We start from the raw sequence: 25614 nt of genomic DNA, 5'->3' as shown, positions 1-25614 counted from the left end.
AATTTTTTTTAGTCACATCGGTTCCGAAAAGAACCTGCCGATGGCCTCGATCTCATTCGGCCGGATGTCATGCCCGCCGGAGTGCCATTCCGTCTGCACCTGTGCCTTCTGCCCCTCGAAATAGGCGGAAAGTGCTTCGGTTAGCGCGACGGGCGAGATTGGATCGCGCTGGCCCGCCGTAATCAATATCCTGCGGCCGCTGAGATCTGGATTGGCATGCGGCCGGAAAGGGATGAGCGGATGGAGCAGAGCTGCCGCGTCGAACAGGCCCTTCTCGATAAGCAAGTTCGCCAGAATGTTGGCGCCGTTTGAAAATCCTAACCCGAGAATTCTGGATGCGCCATGTGCCGACGCCAGATCCTGGACGTAACCACTCATCTTATCCGTCGCCCGAGCAAGGTCAGCCATGTCATAGACCCCCTCACCGGTTCGCTTGAAAAAGCGCGCCGCCCCATATTCGGAAACATCGCCGCGCGGCGAAACGATCGTTGCCTCCGGTAGCAACCGCCTGCCGAAATCGAAGAACTGGTTCTCGTCGCCACCCGTCCCGTGAAACACGAAAAGGATGGGCTTTCCGGGTGCACCGGCATGCAGCCGGTGCACATAGCCGTTGTTCGTCATCGTCTTACCTCCGCTTAGGCTTCGAGCGGCTGCAGGTGCTGCTCGATGAGAGCACGCAGATGGGCATGCTGCTGCGGCAGCTTCAATGCTTCGCCGAGATGAGCCGTATCCTCATCGCGATCGAAGCCGGGTTCGTTGGTAGCGATCTCGAACAACACGCCGCCAGGCGTGCGGAAATAGATTGCCCAGAAGTAATCGCGGTCGATGACCGGGGTGACCTGATAGCCTGTGTCCATCAAGGCCTTGCGCACCTCGAGCTGTTTCTCGCGATTCTCGACGGCGAAAGCGACATGGTGGACGGAACCGGCGCCTGGGAGCGCACGGGCAATGTTGGGCATGGTTTCGAGATCGACGAGATGCGCGCCGTTGCCGCCGGGAATGATGAGACGCTTGACGCCGTCACGCTCTTCCTGAACCTCATAACCCATGAACTTCAGAAGTTCGGCCGTGGCGCCGTCATCTCTCAGCCGCATGGCAACGGAGTGGAACCCTCGGATGGCATGATCCTCACTGACACCGCCATGCGTCCAGGGAGCGCGGGTATCGTCCTTGACCTCGACGAGCGCGAAGCCGTCGCCGTCGGGACCAGCAAAATTCAGGCGCTTTTCACCAAACGATTCTTCCGCCTTCAGGCCGGTGACATTGAGCTTCGTCAGGCGATCACTCCAGAAGCCGAGCGAGCCCTGCGGAACCGAGTAGACCGTGGTGCCGACTTCACCTGTGCCCGGACGCCCTTGCGCCATCTTCGGGAACGGGAAATAGGTCATGATCGTGCCCGGGGAGCCGGTTTCGTCACCATAGTAGAGGTGATAGACGTCGGGAGCGTCGAAATTGACGGTCTTCTTGACGCGGCGCAGGCCCAGCGCATTGGTGAAGAACTGGTTGTTGGTCCGGGCGTCCTCCGCCATCGATGTAACGTGGTGCAGACCCTTGATTTGATCGAGCATTTGAGACCTCTTTCTGCCCGCATCAGGCGGGCTTTCGATGGGTCATAGATGAGCTTTTCGAGCCGGTTCTCATAGTCCGGCAAGCCGACACGCATTGTCTCTGTTTTGTGAACGACAATGCGACAGCGTTCAAGGATTGACGGGAAGCCGCCAATCAATAGGTTCACGGCCATGCGATTGCAAAAACGCGTTTGCCTTGGAGAAATGCCGGGATCCGAAAAAACCGTTATGGGCCGAAAGCGGCGACGGATGTGGCGCCTTCAGCACCAGATGCCGCCTTGCATCGACAAAGGCCGCCTTCTTTTGAGCATAGGAGCCCCAGAGCATGAAAACGACGGCTTCGCATTCGTCGTTCACATTGCGAATCACGGCATCGGTAAACCGCTCCCAGCCTTTGCCCTGATGCGAGGCGGCCTGAGATTCCTCCACCGTCAGCACGCTGTTGAGGAGAAGCACGCCCTGTTGTGCCCAATGTTCCAGGAAGCCGTGCCGTGCTGGCGAAATTCCCAGATCCGTCTCCATCTCCTTGTAAATGTTGACGAGCGACGGCGGAATACGCACGCCGGGGCGGACGCTGAAGCAGAGCCCGTGAGCTTGGCCGATGCCATGATAGGGATCCTGTCCGAGAATCACGACCTTAACTTTCGCAAGCGGCGTCAGATCCAGAGCGCGAAAATACTCCCCGCCCTTCGGGAAAATTCGTCTGCCAAGCTGCTTCTGCTCCACGAGAAAGATCTTGAGCTGCTGCATGTAGGGACTTGCAAACTCGCCGGCGAGCGCCGCTTTCCAACTCTCTTCAAGTGTGACTGATGTGTCGTTCACGACGCAAACCTCTCGGATCGGTGCAGCCTATGTACGGAAGCCGTTCTAGCAAAATTATGCAGGGCCACAATACGCGACGGTTGCGGCCGCTATGCCTCGCCATCTCGCAGATGCGAAGAGTGTTCCGGCTGTCATAAATTGGAAATTCTCTACCATTACCAAAAGTGCTGGTAACGATACGCAAATGATGGCAATACTTTGCTATGCCGTCTGCCGTTTTAACTATGCCCTAATTTTGCTGTTTACCTAAGCAAATCAGCACAGTAGAAATCGGTTGCTCACAGCGCGAGGGTGTTTCGTATGAAGTTTGGGACAAGCGGCCTTCGCGGCCTCTCGGTGGATCTCACGGGACGCGCATCGGCGCTTTATGCCGTGGCCTTCGGCAAATATTTGCTGCAGAGCAACAAAGCTGCGAAGGGCGATGTCATCCTGATTGGCCGTGATTTTCGGGAGTCCAGCCCGGAGATTGCCGGCAACTGCGCCGGCGCCCTTGCGAGTCTCGGCTTCAAAGTTCTCGACTGCGGCACCGTCCCGACACCGGCGCTTGCGCTTTATGGCCTGGAAAGAAAGGCCGCTTGCCTGATGATAACGGGTTCGCATATCCCGGCGGACCGCAACGGCATCAAATTCTACCGTCCCGACGGCGAGATCGACAAGACGGACGAAGCCGCTATTACGCACTTTGCCGCCGAAATCGAAGCTTCCGGCGAGGCTGTGGTGAGCGCACCGGCTGCAATGGAAGATCACTCTGCCCCGTGCTTGCAGCTCTTCTTTGAGCGCAATGCTGCTCTCCTGCCGACAAGCGCATTTCTAGGTATGAAGATCGGCATCTATCAGCACAGCACGGTCGCCCGTGACCTGATGGTCGATATTCTCGCCCATTATGGCGCCGAGGTCGTCGCCCTTGGTCGGTCCGAAACCTTCATTCCCGTCGATACCGAAGCCGTTTCCGAAGAGACGATCGCCCTTTTAAAGAGCTGGGCCTCCACCCATGGCCTTGATGCGATTGTTTCCACCGATGGCGACGGCGACCGTCCGCTGGTTGCCGACGAAACCGGGACGCCATTGCGCGGAGACCTTCTGGGATTGATATCAGCCAATTTCCTCGGTGCCGGCACCGTCGTCACGCCGGTCACTTCCAATTCAGGAATTGAAGCGGCAGGATCTTTCAGAGTCATTCGCACCCGCGTCGGCTCTCCCTACGTTATCGCGGGCATGGAAGAGGCCGTTGCCGCAGGCAAGGATCTCGTGATGGGCTTCGAGGCGAATGGTGGGCTCCTGACGGCAACGCCCTTCGATATCAACGGCCGCAGCGTGCGAGCACTGCCCACGCGCGATTGCTTCTTGCCGATGCTGGCAACGCTTTCACTCGCCGCAATCCGCAAGGAGCCGCTTTCGATCGTTGCGGCCTCATATAAACTGCCCTTTGCGGCGGCCGACCGTCTTGAGAATTTCCCGGTCGAAACGAGCGCAGCCTTGATGACCTACCTGCGTGGATCCGACGCCAATCTCACAGAATTCCTGCGGCCTATTGGCGAGGTCGGTTCGAAAAGCGATATTGACGGCTTGCGCGTGACGTTGCGCGATGGCCGTATCATTCATTTTCGTCCGTCCGGCAATGCGCCGGAAATGCGCTGCTACGTGGAAGCCGAAGGAGAGGCCGCCGCCTTAGAACTTTTGAATGCGGGATTGACCCGAATTAAGCGCTGGGCAGAAGCCCGGTAACCAACCATGCGACAAACCTGGCCGTTCATTTCAAGGAAGAGTATCCGATGACACAGAAAATCGTCCCCGTGATCATGGCTGGCGGCAAGGGCACGCGCCTTTGGCCCCTCTCGCGCGCAACCGCGCCGAAGCAGTTCATCCAATTTGTTGGGGACAAGACGCTGTTTCAGGAAACCTTGGTCCGCGTTTCCGATCCGGCGCTTTACGAAGCCCCTGTTGTTGTGACGAATGAGGACTTTCGCTTCCTCGTTGCGGAACAGGCCCGCGAACTCGATATTCCGCTCGCTGCGGTATTGTTGGAGCCTGTAGCCCGTAACACAGCTGCGGCAGTGGCAGCGGCTGCAAGCCTGGCCTCCGAACAATTCGGCAAGGAAGCTATCATCCAGATGCTGGCGTCCGATCATGAAATCCTGGCAGACCAAGCCTATTTCGACGCCATCCGCACGGCACGGGATGCGGCTCTCAAGGGCAAGCTCGTCACTTTCGGCATCACGCCGACGGAGCCGGCGACCGGTTATGGTTACATTGAGATCGGCAAGCAGCTGCCGAGCGGCGCGCATGAGGTCAAGCGCTTCGTCGAAAAGCCGGCACGCGAGAAGGCCGAGCAAATGCTGGCTGCAGGTGGCTTTTACTGGAACTCTGGCATCTTCATGTTCCCGGTTGCCGAACTGCTTTCCGAAATGCAGGATTATGCACCTGATGTGCTGAAAGCAGCGGAAAAGGCACTTTCCAAAGCGATGCGTGATCTCGATTTTACGCGTCTCGATGCCGAACACTTCGCAAAGAGCCCCGACATCTCCATCGATTATGCTGTCATGGAAAAGACGTCCAAGGCGGCGGTCGTGCCCTCCGCCTTCAGGTGGTCGGACATGGGCAGCTGGGATGCAGTATGGAAAACCGGCGTTCAGGATGAAAACGGCAATATTGCCGCCGCCAACACGACTGTTGTCAACACCCGCAACTCGCTCGTCATGACCCATGGCGTTCATCTTGCCGTCCAAGGCATGGACGATGTCGCCGTCATCGCCAGCGAGGATGCTGTTTATGTCGGACCGTTGAAGGAGAGCCAGGAAGTCGGCAAGCTCGTCAAGCTGCTTGCCGGCCAGAAGAAGACGTCGAAGCTGACCGAGACGCACCCCACGTCCTATCGTCCGTGGGGCGGCTACACCTCCATCTTCAATGGCGATCGGTTCCAGGTGAAGCGTATCTTCGTAACGCCCGGCAAGAAGCTGTCGCTGCAGAAGCACCATCATCGCTCCGAGCACTGGATCGTGGTGAAGGGAACCGCCGAAGTTACGATCGGCGACAATGTGCAGATGCTGCGCGAAAACGAGTCGGTCTATATCCCGCTCGGTGAGGTCCATCGCCTCGCAAATCCCGGCAAGATTCTGCTGGAACTCATCGAAGTTCAGACAGGCTCCTATCTCGGCGAAGACGATATCATCCGTATCGTTGACGAGTTCGGCAGAACCTGAGCCTAAGCTTTTTGGCGGTATTGAACTTGGTTCTCCGCCCCTGTAACACGGATAGTGGTCCGCCTTGATGGCCGGACCACTTTTTGTTGAATGAAGGTTACGCCATGCGCATTGTGATGATTGGTTCGGGTTATGTTGGGCTCGTCTCGGGCGCCTGCTTTGCAGATTTCGGCCACCACGTTACCTGCGTCGACAAATCCGAAGCGAAGATCAACGCTCTCGAAGCAGGCGAAGTGCCGATCTATGAGCCCGGCCTCGAAGCCATTATCCAGCAGAATCGCAGCGCCGGTCGCCTCGATTTCTCGAAGAACCTCGCCCCTTCTGTTGGCGAAGCCGACGTGGTTTTCATCGCCGTCGGCACGCCGTCTCGCCGCGGAGACGGCCATGCGGACCTGAGCTATGTCTATGCAGCGGCGCGAGAAATCGCCGCCGCCGTCAGGGGCTTCACGGTGGTCGTGACTAAATCCACCGTGCCGGTCGGTACCGGAGACGAAATCGAACGTATCTTTCGAGATGAATTTCCGGAAAAGGATATTTCCGTCGTCTCCAATCCTGAATTCCTGCGCGAGGGCGCGGCTATTACCGACTTTAAACGCCCCGATCGTATCGTGATCGGCACCGAGGATACGCGTGCTGTAGAGGTTATGCGCGAGGTTTACCGCCCGCTTTACCTCAATGAAGCGCCGCTTTATTTCTGCGAACGCCGCACCTCCGAACTTATCAAATACGCCGCCAACGCTTTCCTGGCGATGAAGATCACCTTCATCAACGAGATTGCCGACCTATCCGAGAAGATCGGTGCCGACGTCCAGAAGGTTGCCAAAGGCATCGGCATGGACAAGCGTATCGGTGACAAGTTTCTGCATGCAGGACCCGGCTACGGCGGCTCATGCTTCCCCAAGGATACGCTCGCTCTCGTCAAGACCGCGCAGGATTTTGACAGCCCGGTACGCCTGATCGAGACGACCGTTGCGATCAACGACAATCGCAAGCGCGCGATGGGCCGCAAGGTCATCGCCGCCTGCGATGGCGACGTGCGCGGCAAGAAGATTGCTGTCCTCGGCCTTACCTTCAAGCCGAACACTGACGACATGCGCGATGCGCCGTCGCTCACGATCATCCAGGCTCTGCTCGATGGTGGCGCAACGGTGCATGCCTACGACCCGGAGGGCATGGATGCGGCAAAGGATATGCTCGGCCCGGTCATCTATGGCAACGATCCATACGAGATCGCCGCGGGTGCCGATGCAATCGTCATCGTCACCGAATGGGACGAATTCCGCGCGCTCGACCTCAAGCGCCTCAAGACCATCATGAAAAAGCCAGTTATCGTGGACCTCCGAAACATTTATCCGGTCAACGAAGTGACCAAGTATGGCTTCGGCTATTTTGCTGTCGGCAGGAAACCCGAAAAAGTTTAAGGCGGCTCCAGTTCACCACTGGAAGGCGAGCTGGCAGGCGTAAAATGAGCCTGTCACGCTATATCGCAATCTGCAGAAGATGCATGATACGCCCTCCCCTTTGCCAGGCTGCAAGGGTGATGAATACGGCTGTTCAAGCTAGTATCTACAATCTTGAAAATCCGCCGCTCTGCTGAGGCCGGTAAGTTACATGGGGTTGGCCGCTCTTCGACCTGCCAATCCCACAGCGTTCTTTTGCGAACGGCTGACGCGTTTCACAGATTCCAAGCCGGACGGGGATCGGTACTTTTGCGGATGATGATTGGAGAGAATTTCGCGACAAGCGTCTCTGTCGCGTTCTTGTTCCAGTGAAGGCGGATCGGCCGCAGCGAGCTTCGGAAATAATCCGCCGGCGCTGCGACGTCGTCAGTTCCAAGCAATTTAAACCGCGGTATCGTTGCCCGCCCGGACAATGGCGCCGTCAATCGCGGGCCATCTTGCGTGGTGTTGAGACGCACGACCATACCGCCAACGACCGAATAACGGCATATGGCCGGGCGGCTATTGGCCTCAAGGCTAAACTCCAGCCCGAGCCAGCTATTGCTCGACGATAATTCATAATCGAATCCCGCCTCGACCCAATCCCCCTCATGGAGACCAAGTTTCTCAAGATCCATATCGGCCCAAGACAGCGTCAAAGTACACACGCGAGAGTCGTTGGCGTTATCTGCCGGGTTGATCGTGAATACCTGCCTCTCGATACCGTCAGCTAGAGGCTCCTTTGATCCGATGATCGCGTCATTCTGACCGCTGCCGCGTCTTGCCACAAGGCCATCTGCAACGACGCCAGTCACGCCTGACCGTTTTCCAGCACCTCCCGAAAAACCACCAAGTGGCGACAGGTTGGCCAACTTCACATCCCTGCTATAAAAGTCGCCTTCCGTCACCATATCGCGCAATATTGGCAGGAGCACGGAGTAGCGCAGCCATTGCCCGTCGGTATTCAGGTGAACGCCGTCTTCCGTAATGGCGACACCTTGCTGAATTGCCTTCGCGAGCACGTCACGATCATCCACAACCCTGATACCTTCACGGCTGCCAATCGAAACCAGATATTCGGCAAGGCCGCTGTTAAGCACGTGCCGAGCGTCGTCTGCCGTCCAAGTCCCTTTTGTCTTGCCTATTCTATCGACGGGCAACAGGCAGATAACCCATACCCCTGCGTCCCGGAGAGGCTTCAACAAGGCCTCGTAACGTTCGATTGCCTCTTCCAGGGTGAGGTTATCGCTTGCGATATCATTGGTCGCAATATCCAGGAGAACGATATCCGGCTTCCGCTCGAGGCACCACGGCAATCGCGCCAAAGTCTGCGGCATGTGCTCCCCGCCACGCCCCGATATCGCCCCAGCGAGCCTTGCAGTCGGGGCGGCCGCAGTCGGAACTTTAGGATCGTACCAGCAATCGAGGTCGAAACGGTTATCTATGTTGCGAAGCGGCCCGATGGTTCCGAGCCAGTTTGCGGTGACAGTATCGATGCGCGGCGTCGGGCTTCCGGGATAGATTACGGTATAGCCGCTGTTGGCGACGAAGCTATGTCCTATTGCCATGACCTTCGCGCCGGTCTTGAGCGGCAGAGACGGTAGCGCACGAGATGAGGACGAGGGTAGTGCATAAGAGTTTCCGACGAGACAGGCGCCGGTTGCGGCCAATGTTCCAGTCAAAAAGCGACGGCGAGTGATTGACGTAAGATATGATCGCAAATTCACAGCAAAACACCTTTTACTCTTAACTGATCGACGCACGAGAGATCACCGCAAGCTCGACATTTCTATGACCGAGGATCGGGATCTCTCTGAAACGACCGGCGAAAAAATCTCTGCTACCAGGAAAGTGCAAGTATGCGGGGCGCGAATCACCGTGCTGAAGGATGATGTTTGCATTCACGCCTAGGACAGATATTTCTCGCCGTTGAACCAACTTTGAACATCGGGAGGATGAACAAACCGCACTGCGTTCCGTGTGGCCGCTTCAATGGTCACATGCTGCTCGCCAAGTAAAATGTCATCGACCGGATGAGAGCATTTCCATATAAGAGTGCCGCCGCGGGTCGAACCCCGTCGTCTCCTAACGCTCCAGGCTGAAGCACGCAGTCGGTCTCAGCCACCTCTTTCAAGCCACCGCAAAACAGCCTCTAGCAGACCGCAGATTGCCAGATTTCCTTTGATCATCCCCCTTGCGAAACCGTCGCAGTTGGACGACTGCCTCTTCGCATTTGCGGCAAACTTCGAGTTTGGATAAGCTTTCGCGGATAGGGTTTTTCATGCCTCGAAAGCAACGCCAAGAATATCAGAGGAAATTCCAGCGGTGATGACAGAGCATTGTCGGAGTTGGACAAAAACAGGAACCCTGCATACGCCAAGATGGCAACGACATTCGGTCGCCGGCCTCGGAAACTTGCCTTGAGCACTGCGGCAGTAAGCAGCACATAAAAGATGATCATGCCAGGAGTGCCGAGTTCGACAGACAGTCGAATGTAATCATTATGAGCAGCGGCAGAACCGGTGAGGATCTCAACTTCGTGTGGCGTTATGAAAAACTGATGTCCGAAGCCAATACCCGTATACGGAAATTCGGCAATGACGGTTCGCAGGTAGTCCCACATGATAAATCGACCGTTATCGCCACTTTGGGTAAGTCGGGTCGCGAAACTCTTCCAGAAAATAGCCAATATAGCGAGCCCGCCTACCGAGCCTAAAACGACTAACGACAATTTGGTCGTAATGGTGATTCCTCGCTGGATGAGAACTGAAGCCCCTGTCACCACGACGCAGACAGCCAAGGTCGCTCTGCCGCCAGCCGCAAGCAGAACCAGCAGATTGACGACAACCAGTATCGCGTAAGCTTTCCGGCCCGAGAGAATGAGCTGCACCGCCGCAAATACGCCGCACATACCCAACGCCGACGTGAAGGCGGCCGCAGACAAGGAGCCCAAATACCGGGAGAGACCTGTCGCGAACTCGATCGCGGTCATCGGCTTCATGCCCGTAAAATGATAGGCAAATCCCAAGACCGCGCATAAGAGGGGTAGATATGCGGTCGCCTTCCAAATCGCTTGTTGATCCTTAAATCCCGTTTTGCCTGCCAATAGTGCAAACAAAATTATGATCTGATTGAGAGAGGCAAAAAAGATCGACCAGCTGAAACCCTTATAGGGAGTTGCGACGGCAAGAACAAAAACAAGAAATATCTGTCCGAAAAGAAGGAATAGGATGCTCTTATCCGCTCCTTTTCGCAAAAGAATCGCCAAAGCGGCCAGCAAAAAAGCAGTCTTTTCGACCGCATTGCTACCTGAGAAGTGCAGCGCTCCACCGATATTGAAGACCAACAATACCAACGACGCTATATAAATTGCTCTAAATGCCATTCACCGCTTCCACTTTAACCGCGAGTCCAATCTCCGCGAAAATCACGCGCACCTTCCTATTGAATCTGAAAAATCAGTCTCAGACCTGGCATTCAACGACCGGATCCAGCTGCCGGAAGACCCCGTTTTCCTGTCCGCCAAATGTCGAGTGATGACGCCTTGAATTGCTGCAGCAAGGTCGAAACATTTGATGGATCGTCATGCTTGACGCCGGAGCATTTCCGTTTTTCTCCGAGCCGCGGAAATGCTCCATCTCTTGTTTTTCATGCAATTCCGGACGCAAAACCGCTGCGCACTTTTGCTGAAGTTGCCCTAGCACGTCCCGCGATCCTCCATGGTTTGTTCCATGCCGTCAAGAGTTCGAAACAGGGCACGTCGCATCCGAACGCTGGCGCAATATCGAAGAAATATATGTCAGCGTGATGGCTGAAGACGCTTCGCGCGCTGCAGCTCCTGTCAGATGTATGCCGCGGCACCTGCTGAGGCAATCCCGGTTCGCGAAGCCACCATAGACTGGCAACAAACATCTCATGACAATAAAAAAGGGCATATCTCGGGATATGCCCTTATTGCAAATGCTGCTTCCAGAAAAACGTCAGACTTGAGGAAGACGTTGGAGCATAAACCATACAAACCGGCACAAGGGTGCCGATCAGTGATTATGCGAACAGGAAGTCGGAGGCGTGAAGATCCGCCATGTTAACGTTTTCGAGCGTTATCACGTGATCGGGATCAAGGGTGATGACCGTGTTTGCACCGACCTGATCCATATGATCGTGGATGAAGGCATAGTTATACTGGCTGACGCCGAAGGCACCGAACTTCAGCTTGTCCTCACCAACGGTGAAGTCTGCGATTCGATCCGAGCCATTTTCGAAAACGAAGGTGTCGTTGCCCGAGCCGCCAACGAGATAATTGTTACCTGCGCCGCCAAAAAGGAAGTCGTCGCCAGCGCCACCATAGACGCTGTCATCGCCATCGCCGCCGTAGACGAAATCATTGCCGGCGTCGCCAAGGACCTTATCGTTACCGACGCCGCCGTAGACGTAGTCGTTGCCGTCGCCGCCGTGGACGATGTCGTTGCCTTCATCGCCATAGACACGGTCGTTGCCCGCGTCACCGTTGATACGGTCATCGCCGATGCCGCCACGGACGGTGTCATTGTCGTCGCCGCCGCTCAGATAATCATTGCCAGCGCCGCCATAAAGCTTGTCGGCACCAGTACCGCCGAAAACGACGTCGTTACCCTCGCCGGAGACAACGACATCATTGCCGTCGCCGCCGTAGATAACGTCGTCGCCCTGTCCGGAATTGATAGCATCGTCGCCGGCACCACCGTAAATGTGGTCTGAACCGTTGCCGCTGGTGATAGAATCGTTGCCGTCGCCCCCGAGTATCTTATCACCACCGTTGCCAGAATAGATAACGTCCGCACCGTCACGTCCACGGATCTCATCGGCTAAAGCAGAACCTTTGAGAGTGTCGTCTGAACTGGTACCCAGAACGTATGCCATTTCAATTCTCCCTTTGAAACAAAATCAACACATTTATATTGAAGCGCTACTCGCTTTCGCCGACTTGAGTATTGGATATTTAATATATTGTAAACCCTGACGGCGAGCAAAAATGCCTATTGCAAAAATATACTTAACTCATGTTCTCCCGTTAAAATTGCATGCAAAAACACTGCATTTAAAGGCCTTAGAGCCCATGAAATACTTTCATGATAGTGTCGCACATGCGAGGTCTTACGATTCACCTTGTATTTCCCAATGCTCCCATTGAGCCGGCACGGCTTTAATTGAAGGAATCCCTAATATTAGGCGCCCATCGACTAGCCGCGGCTTAGGGAAATAGGCACCATACCCAAGGAATTGACCGCAAGCGGAGGACTCTGCCGTTGCAGCAGCAAGCGATTGAGAAAAGACCGGGCGACAGATCTCGGGACGCTGCTGACCATAACATCAGAAGGAAGGCGTTCATTTTTCCGCGCCAGAAGCCATCGGCCAGCCCAGGTGGTCATCACCGGAATCGGCTCCGATTCCCCCGACTTTTAAAGGTTTAAAATAGGCAGAAGGCTGCTTTGACGTCTGCACGCACCCACCCTGAAAGTTGAGTTCAAAACACGACTACCCTTGTGCAGCCTTTTTTGGGTGCATCCTCCCGATGCTTGCCTCCTTCGGAACTATTGCGGGTAGTTTTGCAGGCAGCCAGCCGTCCATTTGCTGCACCGCACACTTCCCATCCTGGAGAATTCGGCGCGCTCGGAACCATCTCGAATCGATACGGCAAACGTGTAAAAATTAATTCAACTCAACGCAAAAGCGTACATTAAGCCTCTGAATATAAAGGGTTTTTTGCGGACGAGTGGCCCCAATCCCAGCGCTTCCTTAAAAAAATCCCTTGGTGGGGTATTTCGAAAATGTCATATGCCCTATACAAACATGATCGAAATTGGTCATCGACGGAACGTTCATTTTTTTGCGGTTGCGTAATCGATGTAAATTTTTGACTATCGCCGCAAAGTCACAAACAGCAGGAGCGTGCGAATGAAAATTGCAATCTTTGGCCTTGGCTATGTCGGCCTCACAGGTGCCGGATGCCTGCTCAAAGAAGGTCATTCAATCGTCGGCGTGGAACCTCACGAAGACAAGGTAAAACTCATCCTTTCAGGCCATTCTCCAATTTATGAGCCAGGGCTTGACGACCTCTTGGCGATGGGTCTGGCCGATAATCGCCTGACTGTTGTTTCGCAGGTGGGCAAATTGCTCTCGGAATGCGACCTGGCGATTGTTTGCGTTGGCACGCCGAGCGCAGCAGACGGCTCGCACAATATGACGTTCATCGCAGAGGTCTCGCGCCAGATCGCTCTTGGCGTAGATCCCTCCCGCGAAAAGCCGCTAACGGTCGTTTTCCGCAGCACGATCCGGCCGGGATCCATTGACGGGCTGATCGCGCCGATCTTCAGGGCCCATCTCGGCAAGGACTTCGCCAGGGCGGTAGAAATTGTCTACAATCCGGAATTCCTGCGTGAATCCGTTGCGATCAAGGATTACTTCAATCCGCCGAAGATCGTTGTCGGCACCCAAAATGGCCAGCCGTCGGACCGCATGACCGAACTCTATAAGAACATCGATGCGCCGATGTTCGTCACCGGCTATCGCGAAGCCGAATTTACCAAATTCGTCGACAACACCTGGCACGCCGTCAAGGTTGCGTTTGCAAACGAAATCGGGCGCGTTTGCGTTCAACTCGACATCGACCCGCAGACAGTACACAAGATATTCGTCTCGGATACAAAGCTGAACATCTCGCCTTACTACATGCGTCCTGGCGGCCCGTTTGGCGGCTCCTGCCTTCCCAAGGACGTCAGAGCCTTGGCGCATATCTCCGAGGAAGTAGGCGCGTTCAATCACCTGGTCGATTCACTGCTGCGTTCGAACGAAGCGCATAAGCGCTTTATCTTCGACTATGTTACGCGCGATATTGCTCCGAAGGCAAACATCCTCATGCTTGGACTGGCCTTCAAGGCGGAAAGCGACGACCTGCGCGAAAGTCCTCAGCTTAACCTTGCGCATAAGTTGATCACAGCCGGCTACAAGCTCAGCATTTACGATCCAGCCGTCAAACCGACGCAATTGCTAGGTCAAAATATGGGCTATGCTTTCTCCCATCTTCCGTCCATCTCCGAGATCATGGTTTCGAAGGAGGACGCAGAGGGCACCGAATACGACCTGGTGATCGATACAAACGGCAGTTTGGCAAAGATAGACGTGAAAGCCGCAAGGACGGTTGACACAAATACCTTGCACTAGAGAAAAAACAGAAAACCTCATCGGCCTCTTCGGAGGCCGACTCTTTGAGAAATACCAAGAGTAGGCAATCGATGGCAATTCAAGAAACATTCGATACAGCCCTTGATGACGCAGCAGACGTCAGCGCTTTGCCCCTGAAAGGCCGAAAAGTGCTGATCATCGTGGAGAACTTGCCAGTTCCCTTCGACCGTCGCGTCTGGCAGGAGGCCCGAACTTTGACGGCCGCCGGTGCACAGGTTTGCGTCATCTGCCCGACAGGAAAAGGCTTCACGGAACGCTACGAATGCATCGAAGGCATCCACGTTTACCGGCACCCTCTTCCGCTTGATGCAAGCGGTGCGCTGGGCTACCTGCTGGAGTATGGAGTTGCCCTCTTTTGGGAAACTGTTCTGGCTTGGAAGATTTTCTTCCGTCACGGCTTCGATACTGTTCACGGCTGCAATCCGCCGGATCTTATTTTTCTGGTTGCCTTGCAGTTCCGGCTTTTTGGCGTCCCCTATATCTTTGATCACCACGACATCAATCCCGAACTCTACGAGGCAAAGTACGAAAAGCGCGGCTTCTTCTGGAGGCTGATGTGCTGCTTCGAATGGATCACGTTTAAAAGCGCGCGTGTCGTCATCTCGACAAATGAGAGCTACCGGGAAATCGCCCAGGTCCGCGGGGGCAAGAAAGCCGACGACATTTACGTTGTCAGAAGTGGTCCCGACCTTTCTCGTTTCGTCGCCGTCGAACCCAACCAGTCGCTCAAGAAGGGCCGGAAATATCTGGTCGGTTACGTTGGCGTCATGGGGGCCCAGGAAGGCGTCGACATTCTTCTCGATGCCGTTGCGCACATTAAAAACCAGATGGGCCGCGATGACATTCAGTTCGTTCTGGTCGGCGGCGGCCCAAGCGCCAAGGGCTTGGCGGCCGATGCCGAAAGGATGGGCCTTTCGGAATGCGTAACCTTCACCGGACGCGTCTCCGACCACGATCTTCTCGAAGTGCTTTCAACGGCGGATGTCTGCGTCAATCCCGATCGCGTCAACCCGATGAACGATAAGTCGACGATGAACAAGATCATCGAATATATGGCACTCGGCAAACCGATCGTTCAGTTCGACGTAACGGAAGGCAGGCGCAGTGCCGAAGAGGCCTCGCTTTACGCAAAGGCCAACGATGCGAAGGATTTCGCTGAGAAAATCGTAGCCCTCCTTGAGAATCCGGAAGAGCGTGCGCGAATGGGCGCTATCGGTAGGGAGCGCGTCGCAAGCAGCCTTGCCTGGCCTTATCAGATCCCCAACCTGATCGCTGCCTACAAGAAGGTAAAGCGTCAGGCCTGAGCCTTTTAACAAACACAAAGAAAAGCCGCATGAGTTACCTACCCATGCGGCTTTTTTGTTGTTGGTCTCCGAACTGGTGTGGGAAAGCCGCTCAAGCGGCGTGTTCCCTGCTCCACCGCAGCAATCTCAAATACTTTCCGGATTGAGACCGATTAGCTTTCAAATACCGCGTCGGCTATTCCTCACGGAACGTGTGGTTCATTTGGTCCGTCAATGGCTTGGTCAAATAGGATATGACCGAGCGGTCGGCCACCTTGATGAAGATTTCGGCCGGCATGCCGGGATAAAGCGCCATGCCCTGCAGTTTCGCGAGGCTCTCCGGTTCCGGTTTGATGCGCACCGGATAAAATTTTGCGCCCGTGCGTTCGTCGGTAACCACGTCGGGAGATATCGAAAGAACCTTGCCCTGAACTTCAGGTGTGGTGCGCTGATCAAAAGCGGTAAATCGGACATCAACATCCTGATCGACATGCACCTGATCAATATTGCGCGTCGCGATCTTGCCCTCCACTGTCAGCGCGCGATTGTCCGGCGCCAGCAGCATGAGTGGTTCACCCGGATTAACGACGCCGCCAACCGTATGGACAGAAAGCTGGTAGACCCTGCCGGTCAGCGGCGCCTTTACATCCAATCGCTGGAGCTGGTCGAGAGCTGCAATCCGCCGCTCCTCCATCTCCGCGATCTTCCCCTCGACATCCGTCAGATCCTTGGAATTGTCGGCACTTTGATCAGCATCGAGTTGCAGTATCTGCAGGCTGATCTCGGCAATCTTGCCTTCGGCCTGCGCACGGGCAGCGACCCGGCCGCCGCGATTGCCGTCGAGATCGGCTTTCTCACGTTTCAGGCTGTTGATCTTCTGCATGGTGACAAGCTTTCTCGCATAAAGCTCTTCCGTTGCAGCGAGTTCCTCATCGACGAGCGCTGTGGCATCATCAATCGCCTGCAATTGTATGGTGTCGCCCTTGATCTCTTCGGCGAGCTGAGCCGTTTTCTCGTCAAGCTGCTTCTTGCGCCCCACCATCGAAGACTGGCGTGTCTTGAACAGCTGCATTTCGCCGTCGATCAGCAGCTTGTTTGCCTCCAGATCAACGCCCTTTGCCTCCAGCTCATCCAGCGAAAAACTGGAAGCCCCAAGACGCTCTGCCTGAAGTCGGCTTCGGCGAACATAAAGCTGGGCAAGGCTGCTGTTGATGATACCGAGATTGGCCTTCACCGACGTCCCGTCGAGACGCAGCAATACATCGCCGGCTTCCACATGCTCGCCTTCGCTGACGGAGATCTCCGAAACGATACCGCCGACAAGGTGCTGGATCTTCTTGACGTTGTCATCGATGATGACAGTCGCGTCACCGACGACGGCATTCGAAAGCGTCGTCGTGGCGGCCCAGCCGCCGATGCTTCCGACAAGCACGAATGCCATTGCGATGACAGTCATGGCATGGCGTCGAAGCGAACGTTGAGATTGCGACATCACCACGGCCTACTGCTCCTGCGAGTCGCCGACGACCTTGAGCGTCGGCGATCGTTCTGCATGGATTGGCTTGACGTCGCGGCGCAAAATGCGCGCGAGCACCTCGTCCTTCGGTCCAAATGCTACGAGCTTTCCTTCATTCATCATCAGCACCAGATCGCAGCCTTCAAGTGCGCTCGGGCGATGCGCCACGATGAAGACGATGCCACCGCGCCGCCTTACCGAAAGGATGGCTTCGGCCAGCGCCGCCTCGCCCTCTCCGTCCAGATTTGAATTCGGCTCATCCAGAACGACAAGAAAAGGATCCTTGTAAAGCGCTCGCGCCAGCGCGATGCGCTGCCGCTGACCGGCAGACAGCATCGAGCCGCTCGGGCCGATCTGAGTTTCATAGCCCTTTGGAAATCGCAGGATCATCTCATGCACGCCTGCGATTTCAGCCGCAGCAATCACCGCTGCTGGCTCAGGCGCCGGCTGAAAGCGCGAAATGTTTTCGGCAACCGTGCCGGAGAAAAGCTCGATATCCTGTGGGAGATAACCGATATGCGTGCCGAGATCGTCGTCATCCCACTGGTCGAGTGTGGCGCCGTCGAGGCGAACGGCCCCACGGTAAGAGGGCCAGATACCCGTAACGGCGCGTGCAAGCGACGACTTGCCGGAGGCACTGGGGCCGATCACACCTACCGCGCTGCCCGCGTTGATCGAGAAACTGACGCCGGAAATAGTAATCTCCTGCCTGCCGGGAGGCCCGCTGATAAGCTGTTCAACGGCCAACTGACGGTAAGGAGCGCGTAACTTGAGCGGGGCTTCGTTCTCAGGCAGATCGCGAAAGGCGTCCCTAAGCCGTTTCCACGCTTGCTGGGCCGAAACAAATCCGCGCCAGTTGGCGATTGCCTGCTCCACCGGCGCGAGGGACCGGGAGGTCAGGATCGATGACGCGATGATGATGCCGCCAGAGGCCTGATTTTCAATGACCAGAACTGCCCCGGTCGCAAGGACCGCCGATTGGAGCACCGCGCGGAAAATCTTCGAGATGGTCGAATAGACGTTGCCTGTATCGGACGCCGCCCGCGATGTCATCCGATAGGCATCGTTCTGATCCAGCCATCGCCCAGCCAGATCCTTTCTCATGCCCATGGCCTGGACGACTTCAGCGTTTCGCTGGGCAGCCTGCAGGAATGTATTCCGCCGGTTGCCAAGTTCCGTCGCCTGCTTTGACGAGGACTGAGCGCTTCTATGTGTCAGGAATGTCAGAGCGATCAAAACAAGCGCACCGCCAATGGCAATGAAGCCTATGATCGGATGAAACATGAAGCAGATCGCAATATAGAGCGGCATCCACGGCAGGTCCAAAAATGCCGCCGGGCCCGCGCTGGAGAGAAAGCTGCGGATCTGGTCGAAATCGCGGAGCATCTGCAATCCGTCGCCTTCGACTTTTGTTTTGACGGGTGCCTTCATGACGGCCTTGAAAACACGCGAGCCCAGCACTTCATCGAAGACACCGGAGATGCGGATCAGCATGCGGCTGCGCATGACTTCAAAGACGCCCTGAAAAATATAGAGAAGCAGCGCCAGCAGCGAAAGGGCAATCAGCGACGGGATGCTACGGCTGGGAATAACCCGGTCGTAGACCTGCAGCATGAAGAACGAACCTGTGAGATAGAGAATGTTGATCAGCGCGCTTGCCAGCGCGACTGCCACCAGAGCGCTTTTGCAACGCGAAAAGGCCTCAGCCCCCGTATCCTTCTTCGGCTGCCGGATGAAGCCTGCTACAACATTATTCAACCTTCGACACCCTCTAAATAGCGCCTTCCGAGACCCAGCAGGCGATTTACTCTCACTCGCCCTCAGAACGTCTCTGAAGACATACGATACGACGTTACTGGAGTTACATCTCATGCCACAGAAATTACCGTGAAATAAATAGACAGTGACGTAAAATTGCTCCGTAAGTTAACGCCGATACTCTCATCGGTCAGTATTCCGCTGGCCTTGAGAGGGCTCGAAAGAGATAAGAAACCATTTTACCGCGGCCTTTTGGGCTGAAATATGCTGCCAGACGAACCAGTTGCTGTGACGACGAAGCCACCTCTCACGACCGCCGCGGCTATCAGCCGCGGAATCCGGCGCCTGACTAAAACAACCGATTTCGTCAATAAGACAGCAGCACGTCATCATAGCTGAAGAACGCTTTGTTGGCCCCGATAAAGGCTATGTCCTGTGCAGCTTTTTCACCGGAGCCATCTGCATCATAGGATACGACACCGCTTGCCGAATTATAGATTATCTGCGGGCCGGCGCCCGTCGCCAACGCGCCAAGTTTGCCGACCACTAAAAACGCAGAGGGATCGAGAACATGGTCGCCGTTCGCGTCGAGGCCTGCAAATATTGACTGCGACAAGGCTATCTTGTCGTCATCGCTGAAATCCCAGACCGAATCTTTGTTCGCGGCACCCATCTCGGAGAAATAGAAGGTGTCGGCCCCACCACCTCCATAAAGAGAGTCGATGCCTCCGGCGCCGGCAATGGTGTTGCTTTGCGCGTTACCGGTGATCAGATTGGAAAGAGCGTTGCCGATCCCGTTGATTTCAGCGCTTCCGCTAAGCCGCAGGTTCTCAACGAAGGATTCATTGCGAAGATCCACGCTGACACTTGACCATATCGAGTCTTTGCCACCATCTGCCAGTTCCCCCGTGACGTGATCTCGCGCGTCGTTGAAGACATAGGTGTCATCACCGGCAGAACCGTAATAGATATCGGCACCCTTGGCCGCGGCAAAGCTGTCAGCTTTATCCGTACCCGTGTGTGGCGTAGGAGTTGGTAACGACGCCGAAGGATCGTCAGCGTTCCATTGCGTCGTCGCCGAAAGTGACGTCTGGAGATTGCGCGTATCGAAGCCCGACGCACTTGCATTCTGAAGCGTGGCCAGCGTCGACCAGCCTTGGCCATCATTGGCCTGCACGACGGCAGATGTCCCACTCTGGATGACGCGGATATGGCCGTCGGCAATAAGGTCGCTTCCGCTGCCCCAGCCCAGTCGGGCGGCGAGCACCGAAACATCGATAACATCGCCATTACCGCCAACTTGAAAGTCGCTGATGATATCGCCGCCTTCACTCAGCGCATGATAAGCAAAGCGGTCATGTCCGGCACCACCGGTCAGAACATCAGCCTTGTCGCCGCCCCACAGATAATCATCGCCGCCGCCGCCGGACAGATTGTCAGCGCCGAGGCCACCGAGAAGTTTGTCCGCGGCCGCCGTGCCGACGAGCGTATCGTCGCCAGGCACCACGTTGGTCAGAATCAGCGTGTTGATGAATTTAACCATGGATTCGGGGATGTTATATCCCTCGAGATAACTCTCGAAGGTGCTGTTCTGGACAATATTCGCCTCCGGCGAATTCGATATCATGAACGCGTAGTTCTTGATTTCCCGCAATATCAGGTTGTCGACAAGCGAGTTGCGACCATCTCCGTCGCCATATTCATAGAACTGTATGCCGTAGGCATCCCCAGCACTTCCGCTGTTTGTAAAGGCGTTTCCTATGCCGCGAAAATCTCCGAACATTCTGGAGTTGAAGGAGAGATCGTCCGTATAGACCCCGTTTCGGCTTTCGGAATGGAAATCGTACGCTGAATTCGCCCCGTCGTAGACGACCGAATTTTTGGCGAGGAAACCGATCTCAGCGCCATAGCTCGCCGCACTTGAGGCATTCAGAGCCGTTCCTATTCCCTGGACGACAACGCCCTGGCCGACATGTTCGGCAAAAAGGCCATCGATCTGGGTGCTGAGCGACGAACCTGTATGAATGCCACAGTAGAGATTGGTGGCCTTAATGTCGGTCAGAGCGGCGTTTACGTTGTTGACGACGTTGATGCCGAAGCCGCCGTCTTTCACGTTGACATTTTCCACGACGGCATCAACCAGATTGCGTAGATGAAGAAGATCGGCAGTCGCTGAGTTATATTCGGCTGCTGCCCCATCTATCGTACCGTTCTTGATCGTAAATTTTCCCTCGGCATAGACCGTGGCGCGGACATTCGTCGCATAGAGGTTCTGCTCTACCAGCGAGCCCTCCAGGGTGACGGTGTTGCCATTAATGGCGATTACCTTGGCTGCCTGGCCAAGCTTGGTCGTCTGGCCGGCGTCGCCCGGGTCGATATGGTCTCCAGGCAGATTGTCGTCGGCGGTTACCTTTATCCAACTGCCTACCGTAACGTTCTGCGGCAAGGATGCGTAGGTGACCGTCGCATTGTTCATCGCGTCAGATCCGAGCGCGACAGTTTGCAGTGGCGATTCCGCGCCGAAGACACCGAGAACCCGTTCGGAGCTTGTAGCTTGATGCAGCGTGCCGCCGTTGAGATCTATGGTAACGTCGTCTGCTCCAACCGAAGCGTAAATCGCCTTGCTGACGGTGATGTCAGCGTCCTTCGCAAGGACAACTGTTCCACCCCCGTTGGCAACGGTTGCAAGCGCTTTGCGCAATTCGGTTTCACCGGCTGTGGCATCGAGATAGATTGTCGTGGGCATTTGAAACTCCTGCATCAACTGAACGGCAGGGGACAGCCTTCAGGAGCAGGGTTAAGATCAGCATTCAAAAATCGTTAAAGGTTTAATCAACTGAGATTTTTCTGAATTATCTTCACAAAACACATCTAAACCGGGCGAAATGCTCTCTATGCGCGAGCTATTTTAATTTAATCGCAATATTAGAAATAAGGGAAACATACCCCGACCGACCAGTCCTGTCGGTTCGGTTGACGGACAGAACAGACAGCGGCGCTTTGAAAAAGACATGATCGTTGCTGACGCCGAGAGGTCCGAGCCAGGCCGGCCATGTCGCCGGCTCAGGATAGACGCTGCTCAACCTGTTGTTGCCAAGGAACCAGCGCATGTCTGCGACGATGACGGGCGCACTGAAATCTCCGGCAAGCAGCACAGGTTCATTCGTCGCCCGCAGGATACGAGTGATGTTGAAGAGTTCGAAACTGTGAAACGTATCGAACCATGTCTTCGAAAGCCGGGTTGCAAAAACACGCACACGCCGGCCTTCAATCGAAAGAGTAGCGGCGATCAATTCGCTTCCTACCGGACTCAACTGCTGAAAGCGGATATCCGAAAGCGGTCGACGCGCCAGAAGCATGACGGAGCAGCGTGAATTATTTGAATCGTCGCAACCGACGCGAAATGGATAGGATTGACGCATCAGATCCCGCCGACCGACAAGCGAGCCTGTGGTGGTCATGACGAGGACATCGGCATCCGCCTCTTCGATCGTTTGCTTCAGCGCGGCATCTCCCGCCGCATCATCGAAGATGTTGATCGAGAGCAGGCGCAGGGCAGTCACTGCGTCCGGTGCCGGCGCTCGAGCAAACGTCCCGAGCATGAACATGGCGTGAGCGGCGAACAAGACGGAAGCGATGCCGAGCAACAGACCATACCAGTGCCGTACGAAGAGACTGGAGAGAAGAACTATCGCCAGGCATAGCGCGCAGATCTGCATCTGCAACGCGCCGACGATTGCCAGAGGCCACGTATCGTACACATACCGAAGGCAAACGATGAACAGTACGATTGAAACCACGGTGCATGCGACGCAAAAGACGATATGTCTCATTCATTGAATCCTGCGATGCGGAAAATGCTTCAAATAGAAGGAGGTCAGGTAGGACGATAAGAGCGCCCGTTCTGTCGGCAGCAAGGCGCTTGCAGAAATTGCCGTTAGCATCATGCGAAATGGCAGCAAAAATCCAATGGTTTTTCTTGCACCGCACACAAAGCGGCTTCCACTAACCTGTCGTCCATGCTTTATAGGCCCCGCGTTCGGCACCGATGAACTGAAACGTTCGCGCAACAAGGAGAGGGTGTTTAATGGCACGCAGCTTGAACAAATTTCTCTGGCTGAGATCCCTTCTGGTAAAAGCTAAGTACCATTACTACACGAAGGTCTGGGGGATGAACATCCATCCGACGGCTACGTTCTCGTTGAGCGTTCGCCTGGACAAGACATATCCCAAGGGCATCCATGTGGGCGAGAAGTCGTATGTCGCGTTCGACGTTGCCATCCTGACTCATGATAGAACACGCGGCGTCTATCGTAACACAAAGATCGGCAAGCACTGCTTCATCGGGGCCAGGAGCATCATTCTGCCCGGTGTCGAGATTGGCGACGATTGCGTCATCGGCTCCGGCAGCGTCGTAACCAAGAACATTCCGTCGCGCTGCATTGCAGCCGGCAATCCGGCAACCGTCATTCGCGAAAATATCGAAGTCGGGCCGTATGGTCGCTTCCTTTTTGCTGACATCCCTGAAGCCCAAAGAGCGGCAGATCAAAAAAAGAGTGGCACGATCGTGCGGAAGGCATAACGCCAGCCTTACTTCGTGTCCTCGTCCCCGATCAGACGCGTCGAAGGCAGGGCGATGAACGTATTGGTCATCGGCCGCAAGGGCTTCGCTATAGCGTCGAGCTTTTCGGCGAGTTCCGGATCGCGATGCTTGAAATGTGGTAACAGGACATCGATCCACGTAACCATCCCTGGCTCGACTTCCTGGCGATATCCTGTTCGCGTCTCCAGTTGCTCGGGGTGGAGATACATGGTGGCAGCGAATCCGGCGGCCGATTGCAGCTTCTTCTCCTGATCGGCATCGAGCGCAATATCATTGGCATCGGCGAGCCGCACGAGGATCGCAATCGCGTCCATGGCAAAATTCTGATATTTCAGCGCGCGTCCGCCGCGGGCAAGCTCACGCGGCAACCCGCCGTCCTCCGGGACCTCGTCTAGCGCCGACTTCAATATATCCATCGACCAGTTGAACCGCTTGCGATCCTGTAAATGTACCGCCATCAGACCAACGGCAGCAGCAGCCCAGTATCGATGATTGCTGTTGCCGTCGAGCCACGCATATTTGCGCTCACGGGGGGCGGGCGTGAATTCCGCTACGATCATATCCGAAAGCTTGGCGAACCAGGCTTTGATTGGAACATCAGCAGAGCTGGCCGGTGGTGAGACTTCTTCAGCCACTGCATAAGCGTTGGAGAAGGAAATGCTGGTCCAGCCTCCGACGAGAACCGCCTGACGATGCCCGAGCGGATCATTGTCCTCGACACTGCCAAGCAAAGCATCTGCACTAGCCCAGACGCGCATCTGCCGGATGATGCAGTTGGCGGCATTCCTGCCTTGTCCAGGCATGTCGAGCGCCGCCTCCATCATTTCCAGCATTTTTTTCGTGACGGCACCTGTCGGCCATAGACGCTTCACGTAGGCCTTCATGGCAGCCGGGTCGACCTCTGACTGGGTCTGACTTGGTTTATAAAAACCAAATAGCTTGCTCATATCGACCAGTGGAGCAACTGGAACTGAGCAGACGAACGGTCGGGCTCCTTTGGCAGAACCGTCCTCCTGCGTATTGGCGGGCACGCTCTCGAACAGGTATCGGAGCGGCGGCTCGGCAGCCGCGGGCGTTGCGAATAAGAGAAGGCCAGAAAAGAACCACGAAACTGTGAAATTAAAAGGTCCAGCTTTCCGCGAAACCATCGACATATCACTCTCCAACTCCGGTGATCGAAACTGCCGGTTGTCGCAATATCCATAAACGTGTGTTTGCAGCGAAGTTAAGCTGTATGGGTTATTTTCTACTTTTCAACCCAGATCTCAATGTCTATGTTGCACCGCAAGATGGGGCTCGCCAGCCGAGCCGCTCGCTGAGGGCTCGCAGCTCCACTGACATGTTCCCGAACAATAGAGTAGTCATGCCGAAAATTACGCTTTTCTCGACAAGCAATCTGAGGCAAGGCCGCTCCGAGCACCTCCAGAGGATGGTTGACTCGATTGCGCGTGCCAAGGTCGAAGATCCATCGATAGACGTCCATCTATATCTTCTTCTGCAGAATGTTCCTGATGATGCCGTCGATCCCGAATTTCCGGACTGGATCAGCACACGGCGAATCAATCATCAGATTTCGCTCTCGGCGGCCCGCAACCTGCTTATGCGAGAGGTCGTGAAAGCTGGCGTCGTCACTGCCGACGGCATATATGCCTTCCCCGATGACGATTGCTGGTATCCCGAGAAATTTCTGACCCTGGTCGCCGGTCTCTTTCGCGATAAGCCGGAGATTGATTTCTGGTTCTGCCGCTATAGCTCGACCCCGGAGACAAAGAGCGCATTGACAACGGAAAAACCTGCTTTGCAGAAAGTGATATCGCGAGCGTCGTCGAACACGTTCTTCTTCCGTGGGAGATTGCTGCCCGAACTGCAGACATTCGACGAGGCACTGGGGGTCGGCGCGCGTCTGAACGGCGGCGAGGACACGGATTACGCAATTCGCGCTTTCTACCTTGCCCGTAGCACTCTTTTCACCGACGCTCCGCTCGTCGGACATCGTGATCACGATTCGAGCCTTAAGCCCAAATATTTCCCTGGCACGCTTTACGCCATTGCGGCCCACAAGACGCGAAGCATCCCCGGCATCATCGCGTTTGTACGCAAACTTCTTGTCGGGGCGTCCTTGGTCGCGAGCGGCAAGCTGACGTTGTCAGGCTATATTGCTGCGGTGCGGAATGCATAGTCGCAGGGGAAGGCTTTCGTCTCCG

The 25614-nt window shown here is 55.5% G+C and carries 18 protein-coding genes and 1 pseudogene; 7 read left to right on the top strand and 12 right to left on the bottom strand.

Annotation, left to right across the window (positions count from 1 at the left end):
* Positions 1-12 precede the first annotated feature (12 nt).
* The 3 genes from H4W29_RS21655 to ung form a co-directional block, all read right to left on the bottom strand.
* Positions 13-621 (bottom strand): alpha/beta hydrolase, encoded by a 609-nt coding sequence (locus H4W29_RS21655; protein ID WP_192730939.1) that lies wholly within the window; start codon positions 619-621, stop codon positions 13-15.
* 14 nt (positions 622-635) lie between these two features.
* Positions 636-1568 (bottom strand): VOC family protein, encoded by a 933-nt coding sequence (locus H4W29_RS21650; protein ID WP_192730938.1) that lies wholly within the window; start codon positions 1566-1568, stop codon positions 636-638.
* Positions 1569-1697: 129 nt separating this feature from the next.
* Positions 1698-2390, bottom strand: coding sequence for a uracil-DNA glycosylase (ung, locus tag H4W29_RS21645; protein ID WP_192730937.1), 693 nt, complete (start codon positions 2388-2390; stop codon positions 1698-1700).
* Positions 2391-2690: 300 nt separating this feature from the next.
* Here ung and H4W29_RS21640 point away from each other — a divergent pair, with 300 nt between their 5' ends.
* The 3 genes from H4W29_RS21640 to H4W29_RS21630 all read left to right on the top strand — a co-directional run bounded on the left by H4W29_RS21640 (position 2691) and on the right by H4W29_RS21630 (position 7011).
* On the top strand, positions 2691-4115 hold the full coding sequence (locus H4W29_RS21640) for a phosphomannomutase (protein WP_192730936.1): 1425 nt from the start codon (positions 2691-2693) through the stop codon (positions 4113-4115).
* 47 nt (positions 4116-4162) lie between these two features.
* Positions 4163-5590: a mannose-1-phosphate guanylyltransferase/mannose-6-phosphate isomerase gene (locus H4W29_RS21635; protein ID WP_192730935.1), complete on the top strand. Its 1428-nt coding sequence runs from the start codon at positions 4163-4165 to the stop codon at positions 5588-5590.
* Between the two features lie 104 nt (positions 5591-5694).
* Entirely contained in the window at positions 5695-7011 is a 1317-nt protein-coding gene (locus tag H4W29_RS21630) for a UDP-glucose dehydrogenase family protein (RefSeq protein ID WP_192730934.1), read from the top strand.
* 254 nt (positions 7012-7265) lie between these two features.
* Here the strand turns inward: H4W29_RS21630 and H4W29_RS21625 are convergent, their stop codons facing one another.
* The 4 genes and pseudogenes from H4W29_RS21625 to H4W29_RS21615 form a co-directional block, all read right to left on the bottom strand.
* A complete protein-coding gene (locus tag H4W29_RS21625) occupies positions 7266-8597 on the bottom strand; it encodes an SGNH/GDSL hydrolase family protein (protein ID WP_246517399.1) in 1332 nt (443 codons plus the stop codon).
* A 57-nt stretch (positions 8598-8654) separates the two neighbouring features.
* Positions 8655-8756 (bottom strand): annotated as a pseudogene (locus H4W29_RS34805) (twin-arginine translocation signal domain-containing protein); the annotation flags it as partial.
* Positions 8757-9214: 458 nt separating this feature from the next.
* Entirely contained in the window at positions 9215-10414 is a 1200-nt protein-coding gene (locus H4W29_RS21620; protein ID WP_192730932.1) for an O-antigen ligase family protein, read from the bottom strand.
* Positions 10415-11073: 659 nt separating this feature from the next.
* Positions 11074-11928 (bottom strand): calcium-binding protein, encoded by an 855-nt coding sequence (locus tag H4W29_RS21615; RefSeq protein WP_192730931.1) that lies wholly within the window; start codon positions 11926-11928, stop codon positions 11074-11076.
* 1035 nt (positions 11929-12963) lie between these two features.
* On the opposite strand from H4W29_RS21615, the gene H4W29_RS21610 reads away from it, so the two are divergent.
* Positions 12964-14229, top strand: a complete 1266-nt coding sequence (locus H4W29_RS21610) for a nucleotide sugar dehydrogenase (RefSeq protein ID WP_192730930.1) — start codon at positions 12964-12966, stop codon at positions 14227-14229.
* 71 nt (positions 14230-14300) lie between these two features.
* Positions 14301-15554 carry a glycosyltransferase family 4 protein gene (locus H4W29_RS21605; protein WP_192730929.1) on the top strand — a complete coding sequence of 418 codons (1254 nt, stop codon included), beginning with the start codon at positions 14301-14303 and terminating at the stop codon, positions 15552-15554.
* A gap of 175 nt (positions 15555-15729) precedes the next feature.
* Here the strand turns inward: H4W29_RS21605 and H4W29_RS21600 are convergent, their stop codons facing one another.
* From H4W29_RS21600 to H4W29_RS21585, 4 genes are all read right to left on the bottom strand, one after another.
* Entirely contained in the window at positions 15730-16989 is a 1260-nt protein-coding gene (locus H4W29_RS21600; protein ID WP_246517398.1) for an HlyD family type I secretion periplasmic adaptor subunit, read from the bottom strand.
* Positions 16990-17034: 45 nt separating this feature from the next.
* A complete protein-coding gene (locus tag H4W29_RS21595) occupies positions 17035-18807 on the bottom strand; it encodes a type I secretion system permease/ATPase (RefSeq protein WP_246517397.1) in 1773 nt (590 codons plus the stop codon).
* Between the two features lie 367 nt (positions 18808-19174).
* Positions 19175-21553: a calcium-binding protein gene (locus H4W29_RS21590; RefSeq protein ID WP_192730926.1), complete on the bottom strand. Its 2379-nt coding sequence runs from the start codon at positions 21551-21553 to the stop codon at positions 19175-19177.
* A gap of 157 nt (positions 21554-21710) precedes the next feature.
* Entirely contained in the window at positions 21711-22454 is a 744-nt protein-coding gene (locus H4W29_RS21585) for an endonuclease/exonuclease/phosphatase family protein (protein ID WP_192730925.1), read from the bottom strand.
* 440 nt (positions 22455-22894) lie between these two features.
* On the opposite strand from H4W29_RS21585, the gene H4W29_RS21580 reads away from it, so the two are divergent.
* Positions 22895-23389 (top strand): acyltransferase, encoded by a 495-nt coding sequence (locus H4W29_RS21580; RefSeq protein ID WP_192730924.1) that lies wholly within the window; start codon positions 22895-22897, stop codon positions 23387-23389.
* A gap of 8 nt (positions 23390-23397) precedes the next feature.
* Here the strand turns inward: H4W29_RS21580 and H4W29_RS21575 are convergent, their stop codons facing one another.
* Positions 23398-24564 carry an alginate lyase family protein gene (locus H4W29_RS21575; protein ID WP_192730923.1) on the bottom strand — a complete coding sequence of 389 codons (1167 nt, stop codon included), beginning with the start codon at positions 24562-24564 and terminating at the stop codon, positions 23398-23400.
* Positions 24565-24581: 17 nt separating this feature from the next.
* Between H4W29_RS21575 and H4W29_RS21570 the strand changes: the two genes are divergently transcribed.
* Positions 24582-25589: a glycosyltransferase family 2 protein gene (locus H4W29_RS21570; RefSeq protein WP_192730922.1), complete on the top strand. Its 1008-nt coding sequence runs from the start codon at positions 24582-24584 to the stop codon at positions 25587-25589.
* The last annotated feature ends 25 nt before the right edge of the window (positions 25590-25614 follow it).

The organism is Rhizobium viscosum (assembly GCF_014873945.1).
Classification (GTDB): Bacteria; Pseudomonadota; Alphaproteobacteria; order Rhizobiales; family Rhizobiaceae; genus Rhizobium; species Rhizobium viscosum.
Note: the sequence above shows the minus strand (reverse complement) of the source record. Positions and strands in the feature narration are given on the sequence as shown.

What these genes read in the sequence shown, in the direction of transcription:
- H4W29_RS21640 (WP_192730936.1), top strand. Translation starts at nt 2,691, where the DNA reads ATGAAGTTTGGGACAAGCGGCCTTCGCGGCCTCTCGGTGGATCTCACG.
- H4W29_RS21590 (WP_192730926.1), bottom strand. Translation starts at nt 21,553, where the DNA reads ATGCCCACGACAATCTATCTCGATGCCACAGCCGGTGAAACCGAATTG.
- H4W29_RS21575 (WP_192730923.1), bottom strand. Translation starts at nt 24,564, where the DNA reads ATGTCGATGGTTTCGCGGAAAGCTGGACCTTTTAATTTCACAGTTTCG.
- H4W29_RS21610 (WP_192730930.1), top strand. Translation starts at nt 12,964, where the DNA reads ATGAAAATTGCAATCTTTGGCCTTGGCTATGTCGGCCTCACAGGTGCC.
- H4W29_RS21635 (WP_192730935.1), top strand. Translation starts at nt 4,163, where the DNA reads ATGACACAGAAAATCGTCCCCGTGATCATGGCTGGCGGCAAGGGCACG.
- H4W29_RS21600 (WP_246517398.1), bottom strand. Translation starts at nt 16,989, where the DNA reads ATGACTGTCATCGCAATGGCATTCGTGCTTGTCGGAAGCATCGGCGGC.
- H4W29_RS21615 (WP_192730931.1), bottom strand. Translation starts at nt 11,928, where the DNA reads ATGGCATACGTTCTGGGTACCAGTTCAGACGACACTCTCAAAGGTTCT.
- H4W29_RS21605 (WP_192730929.1), top strand. Translation starts at nt 14,301, where the DNA reads ATGGCAATTCAAGAAACATTCGATACAGCCCTTGATGACGCAGCAGAC.
- H4W29_RS21580 (WP_192730924.1), top strand. Translation starts at nt 22,895, where the DNA reads ATGGCACGCAGCTTGAACAAATTTCTCTGGCTGAGATCCCTTCTGGTA.
- H4W29_RS21630 (WP_192730934.1), top strand. Translation starts at nt 5,695, where the DNA reads ATGCGCATTGTGATGATTGGTTCGGGTTATGTTGGGCTCGTCTCGGGC.
- H4W29_RS21625 (WP_246517399.1), bottom strand. Translation starts at nt 8,597, where the DNA reads ATGGCAATAGGACATAGCTTCGTCGCCAACAGCGGCTATACCGTAATC.
- H4W29_RS21620 (WP_192730932.1), bottom strand. Translation starts at nt 10,414, where the DNA reads ATGGCATTTAGAGCAATTTATATAGCGTCGTTGGTATTGTTGGTCTTC.
- H4W29_RS21650 (WP_192730938.1), bottom strand. Translation starts at nt 1,568, where the DNA reads ATGCTCGATCAAATCAAGGGTCTGCACCACGTTACATCGATGGCGGAG.
- H4W29_RS21655 (WP_192730939.1), bottom strand. Translation starts at nt 621, where the DNA reads ATGACGAACAACGGCTATGTGCACCGGCTGCATGCCGGTGCACCCGGA.